This is a genomic window from Asanoa siamensis (assembly GCF_016862555.1).
GTDB lineage: Bacteria > Actinomycetota > Actinomycetes > Mycobacteriales > Micromonosporaceae > Asanoa > Asanoa siamensis.
Window position 1 is genome coordinate 12,750 of record NZ_BONE01000072.1, and the last position, 13,906, is coordinate 26,655.

Sequence of the window (13,906 nt, forward strand, 5' to 3'; positions counted from 1 at the left end):
TCTCAGCTCGGCCAGGGCGCCCCGAGGATCCGCTGGACCGTCGTGGCCCGGCGGAAGTCCGGGACGAGGTGCTCGAGGATGTCGGCGTTCACCGTCCCGTTGGTGGTCTCGGGGCGCCCGCGCAGCCCGTCGACATGGGCCTGCAGGAACTCGTTCTTGAAGTCCCCCCGCGGGTACGCGGCCACGATCTCGTCGACCCGGCCGCGGTCGAACCCGTCGAGCCCGAGGCCGAGCACGTCGGTCAGGATGCCGAGCTGCGTGGTCGCGATCTCGGGACCCATGCGGTGCGGGATGCCCGGCGTGGTGTGCAGGGCGATCGCCAGCCAGACCTTCTCGACGGCGCCCTCGTCGAAGCCCCGCTCCAGCAGGAAGGCCCGCGCGTGGTCGGCGCCGTCGACCTCGAAGCGCTGCTCGACGGCGGAGAACGGGGTTAGGAGACCCGAGTCGTGGAAGATCGCCGCCAGGTAGTTCAGCTCCGGGTCGGGCTGCAGGCCGAGGTTGCGCGCGTGCAGCAGGCCGAACACGAAGACCCGCCGCGAGTGCCGGTACAGGACGGGGCTCATGGTCTTCTCGACGAGCCTGTCCGCTTCCGCGACGGCTGTGGTCTCGGGAATCTCCACGCCCGCGATGACGTCCGGCATGACCCTCCGGCTTTCCGTGCGGTGATCCGCTTCCGATCCCCATGCTGCCCGCGGACGACGGCGCGACGCCGCCTTTCGCCTGCCAGGAGTCACCCGTATCCAGACAACGGCCGCGCTGTCCGATAACGCTGTGTTACCAATGAACGGTGCCCGCGCCCCACCGCATCGCGATCCTGGTGTACGACGGGGTGACGCTGCTCGACGTGGCCGGCCCCGCGGAGGTCTTCAAGGAAGCGACCCGCCTCGGCGCCGCGTACGAGACGGTGCTGGTGTCACCGACGGGCGCCGACGTCACCTCGAACCTGGGGATCCGCGTCGCGGTCGACGGCGCGGTGTCGTCGACACCATTCGACACGTTCCTGGTGGCCGGCTCGGACATCTACCCGCGCACGCCCGTCCCCGCCGACCTGGCGGACGCCGCCCGGAAACCGGCGCCCGCGGCGGGCCGGATCGCGTCGGTCTGCACGGGCGCGTTCGTCCTCGCCGCCGCGGGCCTGCTGGACGGCAAGCGGGCGACGACGCACTGGCAGGTCACCCACGAGCTCGCGGCCCGCTGCCCGACCTGCCAGGTCGACCCGGACGCGATCTACGTACGCGACGGGAACACGTACACCTCGGCGGGTGTGACCGCGGGCATCGACCTGGCGCTGGCGCTGGTCGAGGAGGACCACGGCCCGGACCTGGCCCGCGCGGTGGCCCGGTCGCTGGTGGTCTACATGCAGCGCGCGGGCGGGCAGTCGCAGTTCTCGGCGCCGCTGCAGGGACCACCGCCGCGCTCGCCGACGCTGCGCACGATCACGGACCTGGTGACGGCGAACCCGCGGGCCGCGCACTCGCTGGGCGACCTCGCGAAGCACCTCAACGTGAGCACGCGCCAGCTGTCCCGCCTGTTCCACGACGAGCTCGCGACGACACCGGCGCGCTACGTGGAGAACATCCGCTTCGACATGGCGCGGGCGCTGCTCGACCAGGGCCACACGGCGACACAGGCGGCGACGATGGCGGGGTTCCCGAGCTACGAGAGCATGCGCCGGGTCTTCGCCCGCGAACTGAAGATCACCCCCACGGCCTACCAACGCCGCTTCAGCACCACCCGTCGGCCGACCCCGGCCTAGGAGGTGACTATGTTCGTCCGGTGCCTACAGACGAGATCATCGCGGCCGCCGCGGGGACGTGGACGCTCGGTGACCTGACCGTCAATCGGATCGGGTTCGGGGCGATGCGGGTGACCGGCAGCGGTGCCTTCGACCGCGGTGCGCCCAGCGACCGTGAGCGGGTCATCGGTGTGCTGCGCCGCGCGGTCGAGTTGGGTGTCAACCACGTCGACACCGCGGCGTTCTACTTCTCCTCCCTGCGGTCCGCCAACGAGCTGATCAACCGCGCGCTCGCGCCGTACCCGGCCGATCTGGTCATCGTCACCAAGGTCGGTCCCGGCCGGGATCCGTCGGGTGACTGGCTGCCGCTGGCCCGGCCCGACCAGCTGCGCGGGCAGGTCGAGGAGAACCTGCGGCAGCTCGGCCGGGACCACCTCGACGTGGTGAACCTGCGGCAGCACGGCCTCGACTCGATCGCCGAGCACTTCGGTGCGCTGGCCGACCTGCGCGCGGCCGGGCTGATCCGGCACCTGGGCATCTCCAACGTGCGCCCGCAGCACCTGGCGCAGGCCCAGGCGATCGCGCCGGTCGTCTGCGTGCAGAACGCGTACGGCATCGACAGGCGGATCAGCGAACCGACCCTGCGCGCGTGCGGCGAGCAGGGCATCGCGTTCGTGCCGTTCTACTCGATCGCGGGTGACGGCCGCGATGCCGGTGGCGTCGCGGGCAACGACGCGGTCCACGCGGTCGCCCGCGCCCACGGCGCCACCCCGGCGCAGGTCCGGATCGCCTGGACGCTGAGCCGCGGGCCGCACGTGCTGGCGATCCCGGGCACAGGCGACCCGGACCACCTGGTCGAGAACCTGGCAGCCGGCGCACTCCGCCTGACCCCGGAGGACCTGGCGACGCTCGACGCCTAGCTCGCGCCCGCCGCCGCGGAGGTCAGGCCCGTTGCGCGGCGGGCAGGTCGTCGTCGTGGTCCAGCCACCAGGCCGTGCCCCAGCGCAGGACCTTGCCGTACAGGGTGAGGACGAGGCCCGCCTCGAAGTCGGTGGCCGGGGTGCGGACCGCGCGGGCCAGCGGATCGTCGTCGCGCCGCCAGGTGAAGCTGCCTTTGCCCGGCACGTACTCGTCGCGGTGTCGCGGCAGGCAGTCGACGAACACCCAACCCGACCCGTCGGCCGGGGCGTAGCCGAGGATCCGCTTCCCCATGACGAGGCTCGCCGGCCCGATCTCGGCGACCACCTCGCTCAGCCGCACGTCGCGGCCACCGAAACCGCGGACGGTCGCGATGAGACGCTGCCACTCGTCGGCGTCGAGCACCCGCTCGACGTCGAGGTAGCCGAGCCGGTGGAACTGCTCGGCGAAGACCGACGCGACCTCGGCCGTGCAGCTCAGGTCCTCCCCGAACATCGCGACGAACGGCCCGGCCACACCGAGCGTCCCGTACGCGCGCAGGCCCGCCAGCACGTCCTCGAACTCCGGCTCGCGCTCGTCGAGGAAGCACAGGTCCGCCATCAGCGCCCGCGCCGCGAAGTCGAACGCCTGGCCGCTGGTCGCGTACATCTCGGGTCTGGTGAGCATCCATGGCAGGGAGTCGAGCCAGCGCTGCCGAAGCTCCGTCGCGGACCGCACCGCCACACGCTACCGGTCGCGGGCGGCACGTGCGTCAGGCCGGGAGGTCGCGCGGCCGGCGGCGGCGCCAGGCCAGGGTGGCCGCCTGCAGGACGAAGAACGTGCCGCCCGCGGCGGTGTAGGTGACCAGCGCCCCCAGGCCCGGCGCCGGCCCGGCCGCGGCGACGAGGTAGGTCGCGCCCGCGATCGCCGAGAGCACCCCGGCGGTCAGCATCGGCCACTGCCGGCCCAGCTCCGGAACGCGGCGGCGCACCGCGACCGCGACCTGCGCGCCACCGGACGCGATCGCCCACACGCCGAACGTGGCCAGCACCGCCGCGAGCCCGTCGACGGCCGCCACGCCGAGCGCGACGGCCGCCGCCGCGCTGAGCGCGGTGTTGAACAGCTGCAGCCGCCGCGCGGGAGAGCCCGGGTCCGCGCGGGCGTCGAGCAGCGTGGCCACCACGTCGATCAGCGGGTACGCGACCAGCAGGAGCACCGAAGCGGTGGACAGGGACGCGGGCGTGGTCGAGAACGCCACGGCCCAGGCGATCGCGGCGAGGCCGCGGACGAGGTAGATGCGGAACATGGCAACACTGTCGGCCGCCCACCCCCGGGCGGGAGCCAGGGCAGTCACTGGCCGACCCCCGGGTCAGCGCCCGCGCAGCTCGCGCCGTGACGTGATGCCCAACTTCATGTAGATCTTGCGTAGGTGCCATTCGACCGTGCGTGGGCTCAGGAACAGGACCGCGCCGATCTCCGGGTTGGTCCGGCCCGCGCCGGCCAGGCGGGCGATCTGGGTCTCCTGGGCCGTCAGGTCGGCCGCGGCACCGGCCGCGGCCCGGTGTCGCACCGGGTCGCCGGCCGCCGTCAGCTCCCGGCCCGTCCGCTCGGCGAAGCCGTCCGCGCCCATCGCCGTGAACGCGTCGTAGGCGAGGCGCAGGTGCGTACGCGCGTCGACGAGCCGGTTCTGCCGCCGCAGCCACTCCCCGCACAGCAGGCGCGCGCGGGCGAGCGGCAGTCCCATCCGGGTCGCCGACAGCCGGTCGACCGCCTCGCGGAAACACTCCTCCGCCCGTGCCGGTCGGCCGGCCAGCGCGTCGGCGAGGGCCTGGGCACCCAGCGCCCAGTTCGTGCCGGCCGCCGCGGTCCGCTCGGCGAGGCGCTCGCGTGCCTCGGCCGCCACCGCCGGTGCGCCGGCCCGGGTCGCCGCCTCGACCAGCTCGCCGAGCGTCCAGTGGTAGACGGCGAGGTCCTCGTACCCGGCCCCCTCCCGTGCGGCCGCCAACGCCGCCGGGTAGTCGGACAGGCCGTTGAACAGCACCGCCCTGGCGTAGCCGGCCAGGCCGAGCAGCCGGCCCTCGCCGCGGGCGTCGGCGTCCTTCACGGTGCTGTCGATCAGCTCCAGGGCCGCCGCCTCGTGGCCCCGGTGGGCCGCCAGCGCCAGCGCGGCCGACGGGTGCGCCGCCAGGCCCGTGGCCCGTTCCAACGCGCCGGCCTCGTCGAGCAGGTCCGCCGCGTCGGCGAGCCGACCGCCGTACAGCAGCGCACCGGCGCGGAAGGTCAGCGCCGCCGGGCCGCGGGCGTGGGCGAGCGCCCGCTCGGTGAGCCGGAACCAGTCGGCCTCCCGCCACACCTCGTGCGCGACCGGCGCGGCCAGCCAGAGCAGGCCCGGGTCGTCCTGGCGCGCCAGCGCGTCCAACGCGTCGTTCAGCAGTGGCAGGGCCGGCGCGTACCCGTCGAGGCTCCAGGCCGTGAGCCCGGCCAGCAGCAGACCGCCCGCGTCCGTGCCCGGCGTGACCTCCCGGGCGGCCCGCGCGGCGCGGTGCAGGTCGCCGTCGCCGAGCCGGCCCGCGTGCACGGCCGCGCCGAGCGCGGACAGGTAGGTCGCCCGGGCCGCGGCGGGGTCCAGCGTCTCCAACCGGTGCGCGGCCGCGAGCAGCGCCGGGCCGGCCTCGCGGCCCGGGTTGAGCGCGAACGTGACCCTGGCCCGCAGGCGTTGCGCGTCGGCCCGCTCGCGCCCGTCGAGCGGACCGAGATCGGCGGCGGAGAGCAGATCGGGTACGGCGGCCGGCGCGCCGGCGGCGAACCAGGCATGGGCCGCGGCCAACGCCAGCGTCGCGCGGCGCCGCGGGTCCGCGGTCAGCTCCGTCGCACGCTCCAGAAACGACGCCGCGGCCGCGTTGCCACCGCGGGCCCGGGCCCGGTCCGCGCAGCGTTCCAGCTCACCGGCGACCTCGTCGTCAGGCCCCAGCGCGGCGTGCGCGCGGTGCCAGGCCCGCCGGTCCGGGTCCCGCGCCGGATCGGTCGCGTCCGCGAGAGCCCGATGGACGAGGCGCAGCGCCGTGGGCTCGGCCGACCGCCACGCCGCCGAGCGCACCAGCGGATGCCGGAACCGCACCCGGGTGCCGATCTCGACGAGCCCGGCGTCCGCCGCGGGTGCGCCGGCCTCCGGCCCGATCCCCAGCCGTTCCAGCGCGCGCCAGAGCAGGGGCACGTCACCGATCGGTTCGACGGCGGCGGTGAGCAGCAGGCGCCGGGTCTGGTCCGGCAGGGCGGCGATGCGCCGCTGGAAGCCCTCCTCGACCCGGGTGACCAGCGCGGCCGGGCTCGGCCCGCCGAGGCCGAAGGCGAGCTCCGCCGGGGTGAGGCCACGCGGCAGCTCCAGCAGCGCCAGCGGGTTGCCGCGGGTCTCGGCGACGATCCGGTCGCGTACGCGGGCGTCGACCGGCCCGGTCAGCACGGAGTCGAGCAGCGCCCGGGCGTCGGCGTCCGGAAGCCCTTCGACGCGCAGCTCCGGCAGGCCGCGCAGCAGGTCGTCGCCCGGCCCGCGGGAGGCGAGGACCAGCGCGACCGACTCGGCGTCGAGCCGGCGGGCCACGAACGTGAGGATCACCTCGGACATCCGGTCGAGCCACTGCGCGTCGTCCACGACACAGACGAGCGGCCGGGCCGTCGCCGCCTCGGCGAACAGGCCCAGCACGGCCAGCCCGACCAGCAGCCCGTCGGGCGGATCGCCGACCGTCAGCCCGAACGCGGTGGACAGCGCCGCGTGTTGCGGCTCGGGCAGCCGGTCGAGGTGATCCAGCAGCGGCGCGCACACCTGCTGCAGCGCGGAGTAGGCGATCTCGGACTCGGGCTCGACGCCCGCGGTGCGGGTCACCACACATCCGCCCGCCCGCGCGGCGAGGTGATCGAGCAGCGCCGTCTTGCCGACGCCCGGCTCGCCACGCAGCACCAGGACCTGGCTCCGGCCGTCACGGACGGTACGCAGCAGGTGGTCCAGGACCTCCTGCTCCCGCCGCCGGCCGCGCAGCCGCACGCCCCCCGCGTTCCTCGGCACGGCACCCCTCCCCGGCGCGCAAATCTACACCGGCGGCGGCGCCGGGCCGGGACGCCAGGGAGCACACCCGGGTGCCTCCCTGGTCCCGCGCCGGCGCCCGGCCGCGACGGTGGGGACATGAAACGAATGATCATGCTGATGGCGGCGATCGTGCCCCTCTCGGCGGCGTTGCTGCCGGCAGCGGCCGATGCCGCCGACAGCCGTCCGCGCTGTGCTCCGCTCACGGTCGCCGCGCCACCCGGCGCCGAGGTGGAGGCCGTGACGGCCGTCGCGCACGCCGGCGGGACGGTCACCGTCCCGGCCCCGCCGCCGCTGCCGCAGCCGCCACCGATCACCGGCGTCCCCGCGCGCTGCGAGATCACCGTCACGCTCACCCACCCCGGCGCGCACGACCACGTCCAGGTCAGGATCGCGCTCCCCCAGGACCGGCGCGACTGGACCGGACGGTTCCAGGCCACCGGCGGCAGCGCGTACCTGGCGGGTGATTTCGGCGCTCCGCTCGTGACCGCCGTCAAGGCGGGCTATGTGGCGGCGGCCACCGACGCCGGCATCGGCCAGTCGCCGCTGGACGTCAGCGGCTGGGCGCCGACCGACGACGGCGCGCTGCTCGCGAACTTCGCCGACCGGTCGGTGCACGACATGGCGATCGTCGGCAAGGACGTGGCCCGGTCGTTCTACGGCAGCCCGGTGCGCTACTCCTACTGGAACGGCTGCTCGACGGGCGGCCGGCAGGGCTTCGCGGAGGCACAGCGGCACCCGAAGGACTTCCAGGGCATCCTCGCCGGGGCGCCGGCGACGAGCTGGGACCGGTTCGCCGTCGCCACGCTCTGGCCGCAGGTGGTGTTCAACGAGGAGAAGACGTACCCGACGGTGTGTGAGCTCGAGGCGTTCACCACCGCCGCCGTCAAGGCCTGCGACAGGTTGGACGGCGTCGCGGACGGCATCATCGACGACCCGCGCGACTGCCACTGGGACGCCCGCCGGCTGATCGGCACGAAGGTCGTCTGCGACGGCCGCGAGATCACGATCTCCCCGGCGGTCGCGGACGTCGTCAACAAGATCTGGGCGGGTCCGAAGCTGTGGTACGGCCCGAACAAGGGCGCGAGCCTCAGCGCGCTGGCGAACGCCGGCACCCCGTTCTTCGTCGCCGACACCTGGGTCAGGTACTTCGTGGAGCGCGACCCCGCGTTCGACACCACGACGCTCACCTACCGGGAGTTCGCGCGGCTGTTCCAGCAGTCCCAGGACCGGTTCCACGACGTCATCGGTACGGACGACCCGAACCTGTTCGCCTTCCGCGCCGCGGGCGGCAAGCTGCTGAGCTGGCACGGCCAGGCGGACGAGCTGATTCCCACGCGGGGCAGCGTCGACTACCGCCAGCGGGTGGAGCGGCTGATGGGCGGAGCACACCGGGTCGACGACTTCTACCGCCTCTTCCTGCTCCCCGGCGTCACCCACTGCGGCGGCGGCTCGGGCCCGCAGCCGGTCGACCCGCTCGGGGCGCTGGTGCGCTGGGTGGAGAAGGGCCACGCACCGACCACCATCACCGGCTGACATCGGGGCCGGGAGCTCGGCCTCGTCGAGGCCGGGCTCCCGCGCCGGCCCTTCAGCGGACCGGGTCCGCGACCCGGGCAGGGGCCTTCCGGGTGACCGGGCGGCGGCGGACGAGCCACTCGGCGACGATCGCGTTGACGACCCAGCCCGCGCCCACGCAGAGTGCCGTGCTCAGGTCGCCCGTGCCGAACAGCGGCTCGCCGATGCCCTGGGTGAGCACCTGCGTGCCGGCGCCGACCGCGAGCGCGTAGGCGCGGATCATCCACGCCCGGTGGGCGGCGAAGTCGCGGCGCCGGATCGCGGCGAAGCCCAGCACCAGGAACGCCCCCATCGCCGACGAGACCACGAGCCGGATCCCCCACAGCAGGTCGCCGCCGGGCGCGCCCGGATAGAACAGGGTCATCCACAGGCCGGTGCCCGCCACGACCAGCCCCGTCCCGACCAGCACCCGGCCCGCGACCCGGTGCCAGCCGATGCGGCGGCGGCGCAGCCGGGCCGAGAACTGGGCCGCGCCCAGGAAGGCATAGACGGCCGCGGCGACGATGTGCGGCACCACCGGCAGCGGCGACGCGTCGACGCGGGGGTTGTCGGGCAACAGCCGCGGTCCGCCGGCGAACTCGATCAGGCGCAGCGACCCGGCGATCACCGGGACCAGGCTGAGAGCCACCAACGCCAGGATCGTCTTCATCAAAGCCTCCAGGTGTACGGCGTACACCAACCGTAGGTGTACGCCGTACACCCCGTCAAGGGGGCAGGTTTCGGGCGTCATCCGCTGCCTGGTCACCGAGCTGTCGACCAATCGCAAGGGAGGCGCCTTCCGCCGTTGCGCGATACGTAGACCCCGCCCGAGCAAGATCAAGCGGCAAAAGATCTACGAGGCCGGTCGAATCACGGACCGGCGAGAAGGGAGGATCCGTGCGATTCTCGATAGCCCGCGGGACCGCCCTGGTTGCGGTCGCCGCCACGCTGGTCGGCCTGTCGGCCTGTTCCCCGCCGGCGAAGGAGAACGAGGCCGCCGCGAGCGACGCCGCGAAGGCCACCAGCGCCGCCGCCCTCGGTGGCATCGACAAGCTCGTCGAGGCCGCCAAGAAGGAAGGCGCGCTCAACGTCATCGCGTTGCCGCCGGACTGGGCCAACTACGGCGAGATCATCAAGGCGTTCACCGCGAAGTACGGCATCACCGTCAACTCCGCCCAGCCCGACGCGTCCAGCCAGGACGAGATCAACGCGGCCAAACAGCTCAAAGGCCAGGGCGGCGCGCCCGACGTGTTCGACCTCGGCTCCTCGGTTGCGCTGGCCAACACGGCCACGTTCGCCCCGTACAAGGTGACGACCTGGGACGACATCCCGGCCGCGCTGAAGGACGCCGGCGGCACGTGGGTCAACGACTACGGCGGCTACATGTCGATCGGGTACGACTCGTCGAAGGTGCCGGCTCCGACCAGCATCGCCGACCTGCTAGGCCCCGCGTACAAGGGGAAGGTCGCCCTCAACGGTGACCCGACGCAGGCCGGCGCGGCGTTCAACGGCGTCGTCGCGGCCGCGCTGGGCAACGGCGGCTCCGCCGGCGACATCGCGAAGGGCGTCGACTTCTTCGGCCAGCTCAAGAAGTCCGGCAACTTCCTGCCCGTCGACCCGACCCCGACGACGATCGAGTCGGGCCAGACCCCGGTCGTCTTCGACTGGGACTACCTGAACGTCGCCCAGGGCGCCAAGCTCAAGGGCAAGGTCGAGTGGAAGACCGTCGTACCCGCGAACGCGGTGCTCGGCTCCTACTACGTGCAGGCCGTCAACGCCGACGCGCCGCACCCCGCGGCCGCCCGGCTGTGGCAGGAGTTCCTCTACAGCGACGAGGGCCAGAACCTGTGGCTCGAGGGCGGTGCCCGTCCGGTCCGCGCCGACGCGATGACGGCGGCCGGCACCCTGGACAAGGCGCTGTTCGACGCGCTCCCGCCGGTCACCGGCTCCCCGGTGTTCCTCACCGAGGACCAGACCAAGTCGGCCAACGAGTACCTCGCCGCCAACTGGGCCAAGGCCATCGGTTGATGAGCGCCCCCGCCACGGGGACGCTCGACACAGCGCAGGCGCCGACCACCACTGTCGTACGGGGTGGTCGGCTCCTGCGTGACCTGCTGGGTGTGCTCCCGTTCTTCGTCTTCGTCACGATCTTCCTGCTGATCCCGACGCTCGTCGTCGTGATCGGCGCGTTCGCCGGCCCCGACAACCGGCCCACGCTCGACAACATCACCGCGCTGGCCGACGGCTACATCGTGGACGCCTTCGTCCGCAGCATCACCGTCTCCGCGGTGACCGCGCTGCTCGGCGCGGCGCTGGGCGCCCTGCTCGCCTACGTGGTGGTGACCGCCGGGCCGGACAGCCTCGTCCGCCGGCTCGTCACCTCGGCCTGCGGCGTGCTGGCCCAGTTCGGCGGCGTGACGCTGGCGTTCGCGTTCATCGCCACGCTCGGCCTGAGCGGCTTCGTCACGGTGTTCCTGCGCGACTCGCTGGGCATCGACATCTTCTCGGGCGGCGTCTGGCTGTTCGACCTGCCGGGCCTCGTGCTCGTCTACACGTACTTCCAGATTCCCCTGATGGTCATCGTCTTCCTGCCCGCGCTCGACGGCATCCGTCCACAGTGGCGGGAGGCGACCGAGAACCTGGGCGGGTCGACCTGGTACTACTGGCGGCACGTGGCGGGCCCGCTGCTCGCGCCGGCGTTCCTCGGATCGACGCTGCTGTTGTTCGCCAACGCGTTCTCCGCGTACGCCACGGCGGCGGCGCTGGTCAGCCAGGGCGCTCCGCTCGTGCCGCTGCAGATCCGTTCCGCGCTGACCAGCGAGGTGCTGCTCGGCCGCGAGAACCTCGGCAAGGCGATGGCGCTGGGCATGGTCGTCGTCGTGGCGCTCGTCATGTGGCTCTACGGCCTGTTGCAGCGGAGGACCTCCCGATGGCTGGACTGAGACAACGCCGCGTCCGCCGGCAGCGCGTGCTGCGCTGGGTCGTCGTCGCGCTGTTCGCGGTGCTGTTCCTGCTGCCGCTGTTCGCGATGCTCGAGTTCACGACCCGCGGCGCCGGTGGTGGTTTGACGTGGGAGACGTGGCGGGTCCTGTTCGACTGGGGCACGCTCGCGTCGACGTACCCCATCCTCTGGACCGGCATGAAGGCCTCGTTCTGGCTGATGCTGCTGTCGGTGGCGCTGACGCTGGCGCTGCTCGTGCCGACCGTGGTCTGGGTCCGGCTGCGGCTGCCGAAGCTGCGGCGGGTCGTCGAGTTCGTCAGCCTGCTGCCGCTCACGGTGCCGGCCATCGTGCTCGTCGTCGGCCTCGCGCCGGTGTACGCGTGGGTCGTCTACTTCGTCGGCGGCTCGTCGGTGACGCTGTTCCTCGCGTACACCGTGCTGGCCTTGCCCTTCGCCTATCGCGCCATCGACGCCGGCCTGTCGGCGATCGACGTGCGCACGCTCTCGGAGGCCGCCCGCAGCCTCGGCGCCGGTTGGGCGACGGTGATGTGGAAGGTGGTCCTGCCGAACATCCGCAGCGCCGTGCTCTCCGCCGCGTTCCTGACCGTGGCGCTGGTGCTGGGCGAGTTCACGATCGCGTCGCTGCTCAACCGCGACAACATCCAGGTCGCCATCAACCAGCTCGGCAAGAGCAGCGCGCCCGTGTCGGTGGCGGTGTCGCTGGCCGCGCTCGTGCTCGCGTTCGTGCTGCTGTTCCTGCTCTCCTTCGCCGGTCGCCGGCGCGGTCAGGCCCGTCGGGTCAATCGGGTCAATCGGGTCAATCGGGAAAGGACAACTTCGTGACTTCGTCAGGGGTACGCCTGGAGGCGCTGCGCCGCTCGTTCGGCGGCGTGCCGGCGTTGGACGGCCTCGACCTGGACCTGGCGCCGGGCGAGCTCGTGGCCCTGCTCGGGCCGTCGGGCTGCGGCAAGACGACGGCGCTGCGGATCCTGGCCGGGCTGGAGGACGCCGACTCGGGCCGCATCGTGGTGGGTGGCAGGGACATCGCGAACGTGCCGGCCAACCGCCGCGACATGGGCATGGTGTTCCAGGCCTACAGCCTGTTCCCGCACCTGACGGCGGCGGAGAACGTGGAGTTCGGCCTGCGGCTGCGGCGGCAGAACGCGGCTTCGCGCCGGGCGCGTTCCCGCGAGATGCTCGAGCTGGTCGGCCTGGGTGCGATGGGCGACCGCTATCCGCAGCAGATGTCGGGCGGCCAGCAGCAGCGGGTGGCGCTGGCCCGGGCGCTGGCGATCCAGCCGCAGGTGCTGCTGCTCGACGAGCCACTGTCCGCATTGGACGCGAAGGTCCGCGTACAGCTGCGCGAGGAGATCCGGCGCATCCAGCTCGAGGTCGGCACGACGACGCTGTTCGTGACGCACGACCAGGAGGAGGCGCTGGCCATCGCGGACCGCGTCGGCGTGATGCGCGCGGGCCGGCTCGAGCAGATCGACGCGCCGGAGGCCATCTACGCGACCCCCGCGACACCGTTCGTGGCGGAGTTCGTCGGCCTGAGCAACCGCCTGCCGGGCACGGTGGTGGGCGACGTGGTCGAGGTGCTCGACGCCCGCCTGCCCCTGATCGCCGCGGCGTCCGCGCCCGACGGTGCGGTCACGGCGCTGGTCCGGCCGGAGTCGATCGACGTGACGGCCGCCCCGGACGGCCCGGGCCGGGTGGTCTCGGCGAGCTTCCTCGGCGCGACGGCCCGGGTCACCGTGGCACTGCCCGACGAGGTGCTCGTCGTCGCCCAGACGGAGAGCGCCCGCCTGGCGGACCTCCCGACGGGGACCGCGGTCCGGGTGGTCCTGCGGCCGGTCCCGGTGGTCGTCTCCGCCGCCTAGCCGACCGCGCCCGCGGTGCCCCTGTCCGGGGCACCGCGGCGCGGTTCATGCGTTCATCGGCCAGTTGAACAGCAACGACGTCGACGCGCGGGCAGCCGGCCCGCGGCTGCCCGCGGACACGGTGTTGTCGTTCTTCTACGACCTGCCCGAGGAGCGGTGGGGCTTCGACCCCGCCGACGCCGGCCACTGGCGGGTGCTGGTCGCTCCGGTGGAGAGCGCGGTGCCGGTGACCGGGCCCGAGTCGGCGGAGTCGTTCCCGGCAGCCGCCGTAGACACCGTTGCCGTGTCGACGATCCCGGAGCCCCACCTATGTGCCTCGGCACCGGGTCTTCGGCTGGCCGGGGTCAGGACGAGATCTGCCGCATGAGACCCATCATGTCCGGCGAGACCCACTCCTCGGCGATCCTGCCGTCCGCGACGCGGTAGATCTCGATGCTGGTGAAGCCGACGCGGCGTTCGGTCGCCGGAACGCCTTGGAACGGTCCCTTGTGGGTGCCCTCGAAACGCAACCGCATCGCGACCTTGTCGCCGTCGCCGAAGATGTCCTCGATGCTGACCCGCAGGTCGGGAAAGCCCGCCAGCATGGCCTGTACGCCGAGCTTCCAGATCTCCCGGCCGTGCAGCGGCTCGTCCAGCCCGGGAAGGTTGGCGACGAAGTCCTCCGCGACCAGGTCGGCGCACGCCTCCAGATCGCCGCGATCCAGCGCCCCGAATGCCGTGCGCATCAGCGCGATGTTCGCCTCGACTGTTCCAACCACCGCAGTACCCCTTCCGATCTGTTTCACATTACGACTGCAATGTAACCGAAGTCGCGTCACCTC

General features: G+C 73.2%; 14 protein-coding genes. 8 read left to right on the forward strand and 6 right to left on the reverse strand.

Features of this window, described 5'->3' with window-relative positions; genetic code table 11:
- Nucleotides 1-2: 2 nt before the first annotated feature.
- A complete protein-coding gene (locus Asi02nite_RS31915; protein WP_203717725.1) occupies nt 3-641 on the reverse strand; it encodes an HD domain-containing protein in 639 nt (212 codons plus the stop codon).
- Between the two features lie 146 nt (nt 642-787).
- Here Asi02nite_RS31915 and Asi02nite_RS31920 point away from each other — a divergent pair, with 146 nt between their 5' ends.
- Complete coding sequence (locus tag Asi02nite_RS31920; protein ID WP_203717726.1) at nt 788-1,756, forward strand: GlxA family transcriptional regulator; 969 nt, start codon at nt 788-790, stop codon at nt 1,754-1,756.
- A 20-nt stretch (nt 1,757-1,776) separates the two neighbouring features.
- The gene (locus tag Asi02nite_RS31925) at nt 1,777-2,655 is read left to right on the forward strand and encodes an oxidoreductase (RefSeq protein WP_203717727.1); all 879 of its coding nucleotides are present in this window, start codon (nt 1,777-1,779) and stop codon (nt 2,653-2,655) included.
- A 22-nt stretch (nt 2,656-2,677) separates the two neighbouring features.
- Here the strand turns inward: Asi02nite_RS31925 and Asi02nite_RS31930 are convergent, their stop codons facing one another.
- The 3 genes from Asi02nite_RS31930 to Asi02nite_RS31940 form a co-directional block, all read right to left on the reverse strand.
- The gene (locus Asi02nite_RS31930) at nt 2,678-3,370 is read right to left on the reverse strand and encodes a hypothetical protein (RefSeq protein WP_203717728.1); all 693 of its coding nucleotides are present in this window, start codon (nt 3,368-3,370) and stop codon (nt 2,678-2,680) included.
- Between the two features lie 34 nt (nt 3,371-3,404).
- Nucleotides 3,405-3,938: a DUF308 domain-containing protein gene (locus Asi02nite_RS31935; protein ID WP_203717729.1), complete on the reverse strand. Its 534-nt coding sequence runs from the start codon at nt 3,936-3,938 to the stop codon at nt 3,405-3,407.
- 63 nt (nt 3,939-4,001) lie between these two features.
- Nucleotides 4,002-6,692 carry an ATP-binding protein gene (locus tag Asi02nite_RS31940; RefSeq protein ID WP_203717730.1) on the reverse strand — a complete coding sequence of 897 codons (2,691 nt, stop codon included), beginning with the start codon at nt 6,690-6,692 and terminating at the stop codon, nt 4,002-4,004.
- A 117-nt stretch (nt 6,693-6,809) separates the two neighbouring features.
- Here Asi02nite_RS31940 and Asi02nite_RS31945 point away from each other — a divergent pair, with 117 nt between their 5' ends.
- Entirely contained in the window at nt 6,810-8,246 is a 1,437-nt protein-coding gene (locus Asi02nite_RS31945) for a tannase/feruloyl esterase family alpha/beta hydrolase (protein WP_203717731.1), read from the forward strand.
- A 52-nt stretch (nt 8,247-8,298) separates the two neighbouring features.
- Here Asi02nite_RS31945 and Asi02nite_RS31950 read toward each other — a convergent pair whose 3' ends face one another.
- The gene (locus Asi02nite_RS31950) at nt 8,299-8,934 is read right to left on the reverse strand and encodes a DUF2306 domain-containing protein (protein WP_203717732.1); all 636 of its coding nucleotides are present in this window, start codon (nt 8,932-8,934) and stop codon (nt 8,299-8,301) included.
- 227 nt (nt 8,935-9,161) lie between these two features.
- Between Asi02nite_RS31950 and Asi02nite_RS31955 the strand changes: the two genes are divergently transcribed.
- The 5 genes from Asi02nite_RS31955 to Asi02nite_RS31975 are packed head-to-tail and all read left to right on the forward strand — an operon-like array spanning nt 9,162 to nt 13,452.
- Nucleotides 9,162-10,292, forward strand: a complete 1,131-nt coding sequence (locus tag Asi02nite_RS31955) for an ABC transporter substrate-binding protein (RefSeq protein WP_239127305.1) — start codon at nt 9,162-9,164, stop codon at nt 10,290-10,292.
- Nucleotides 10,292-11,206 (forward strand): ABC transporter permease, encoded by a 915-nt coding sequence (locus tag Asi02nite_RS31960; RefSeq protein WP_239127306.1) that lies wholly within the window; start codon nt 10,292-10,294, stop codon nt 11,204-11,206. Before Asi02nite_RS31955 ends, Asi02nite_RS31960 begins: the two co-directional genes overlap by 1 nt.
- A complete protein-coding gene (locus tag Asi02nite_RS31965; protein ID WP_203717733.1) occupies nt 11,194-12,048 on the forward strand; it encodes an ABC transporter permease in 855 nt (284 codons plus the stop codon). Before Asi02nite_RS31960 ends, Asi02nite_RS31965 begins: the two co-directional genes overlap by 13 nt.
- Entirely contained in the window at nt 12,045-13,085 is a 1,041-nt protein-coding gene (locus tag Asi02nite_RS31970; protein ID WP_203717734.1) for an ABC transporter ATP-binding protein, read from the forward strand. The genes Asi02nite_RS31965 and Asi02nite_RS31970 overlap by 4 nt, the downstream gene beginning before the upstream one ends.
- Nucleotides 13,086-13,140: 55 nt before the next feature.
- On the forward strand, nt 13,141-13,452 hold the full coding sequence (locus Asi02nite_RS31975) for a DUF1963 domain-containing protein (protein ID WP_373312364.1): 312 nt from the start codon (nt 13,141-13,143) through the stop codon (nt 13,450-13,452).
- Here Asi02nite_RS31975 and Asi02nite_RS31980 read toward each other — a convergent pair.
- Nucleotides 13,430-13,843: an ester cyclase gene (locus Asi02nite_RS31980; RefSeq protein ID WP_239127307.1), complete on the reverse strand. Its 414-nt coding sequence runs from the start codon at nt 13,841-13,843 to the stop codon at nt 13,430-13,432. The two genes, Asi02nite_RS31975 and Asi02nite_RS31980, sit on opposite strands and share 23 nt — an antisense overlap.
- Nucleotides 13,844-13,906: the final 63 nt, after the last annotated feature.